Origin of the sequence: Streptomyces calidiresistens (assembly GCF_014141525.1) — a bacterium.
Taxonomy (GTDB): Bacteria; Actinomycetota; Actinomycetes; order Streptomycetales; family Streptomycetaceae; genus Streptomyces; species Streptomyces calidiresistens.
The window spans coordinates 1-1533 of sequence record NZ_VKHS01001056.1 but is presented as its reverse complement, the minus strand read 5'-3'; the positions used below and the strand labels follow the sequence as shown (position 1 = coordinate 1533).

The 1533-nt window shown below is 79.5% G+C and carries 1 protein-coding gene; it reads right to left on the bottom strand.

Features of this window, described 5'->3' with window-relative positions; translation table 11 throughout:
• On the bottom strand, nucleotides 1-1517 hold a 1517-nt coding region (locus tag FOE67_RS25385; protein ID WP_182667158.1), incomplete at its 3' end, for a hypothetical protein.
• Nucleotides 1518-1533: the final 16 nt, after the last annotated feature.

Genomic DNA, 1533 nt, shown 5'->3' with positions numbered 1-1533 from the left:
TCCCCGCTCCCCGCCCCCTCCGTCGATCCCGGCGGCTGGAACTGGACCAGCGTGCGGGAACCCGCCGTTCGCCAGGTGTCGGCCCGGGTGCACACCCAGCCGGCGCTCCGTCCGTCTCCGGGGAGTTCCTGCCGGGCGAACTCCCACACCGCCACCGTCCGCACCCCGGAGCCGGCGAGGGTCGACAGGTGGCAGGCGGTCGGGGCCCACACCTCACGGACCCGCTCGTCCGGTACATCGCCCGCCCCGGCCCCCGGGCCCCCGGAGGTCAGCAGGACGGGGGTCAGCTCGCCCAGGTCCGCCACCGTGTGGGGCCCCGGGTCGGCGGTGTCGGCGCCGGTGAACTCCAGCACCGGGTACGCCCCGCACTCGGTGTCCCCGGCCGGCGTCGGCAAGGCCTCGGTGGCGCCGTGCGCGTCCACCGCCACCGGCCGCCCCTCGTCACCGGCCTCCCGCAACTCCCGCACCACGGCGGAGGAGACCCAGGGGGCGGTGAGGTAGCGCACGGTGCCCTCGCCCCGGTTGAGGACGACGGCCGAGGCCAGGGCGGAGTGCGCCCCGTCGGTGCGGGCCAGGTCCAGCACGGCGGGACCCCCGCCGGCCCCCGCCGCCTCGGCGTAGCGCATCAGCCGCAGACCGTCGTGCATCAGCACGACGACCGCGCCGTCCACCTCACCGGCGTACAGCAGCCGGGGCGGTCCCGCCGGGGGTCCGGGGTCGGTGCCCCGGGTGGTGGAGATCGTCACCCGGGAGTCGGGGGAGGTCCAGGCGGCCAGCACCCGGCCCAACAGTTCCCGGTCGCGTGCGGCCGGACCCCGGGCGGGCCAGGAGGTGAAGTCGAGACGACCCGCCCGTTCCCAGGCCCCCGCCTCCGCGCGCAGCAGCAGGGACGGGTCGGCGGCCGTCGCCCCGGGTGCGCGGCTTCCGCCGCCGCCCGGCTGCACGGCCATCAGACCGGCGATCAGGGCCAGCCCACCGGCGGACAGGAGCGCGGTGCGGGTGCGGCGCCGGCGCCGCAGGAGATCGGTCGGGCCGGCGCGGAGAACGCAGGGGTCGGGCACCGGCACCGTCCCCGACGGGGGGGACCCGGGGGTCCCGGCCCCCTCACCCCCCTCGTCGAGCAGCCGCCCGGCCAGCGCGTCGGCCGCGCGCACGGCGGCGCGGGCGACGTTCTCCCCGACCTCGGCCTCCTCCAGCAGCCGGCGGACGGACTCCGGGGGGAGTCCCTCCAGGTGCCGCAGGACGAAGGCGGCCCGGGTGGCGGGCGCGGCGGCGTCCAGCTCCCGCTCCGGCTCGCCGATCCCCTCGGCGCCGGGGAGGAGCCGCAGGCCGATCACCCGCGGGAACAGCCCGCCGGGGCGGCGCGGCGGGAGCCGCGAGAACAGGGGGAACTCCCGTCCGGCGATCCGGGGCGGCCGTCCGGCGTCCAGCGCGGCGCGCAGCACCCGCAGCCGTACGTAGGCGTGGGCCGGGTCCTCCGGCGTGCCCCCGGAGCCGGAGGCGCGGGGGGACGGCACACCGCCGCCCCGGCCC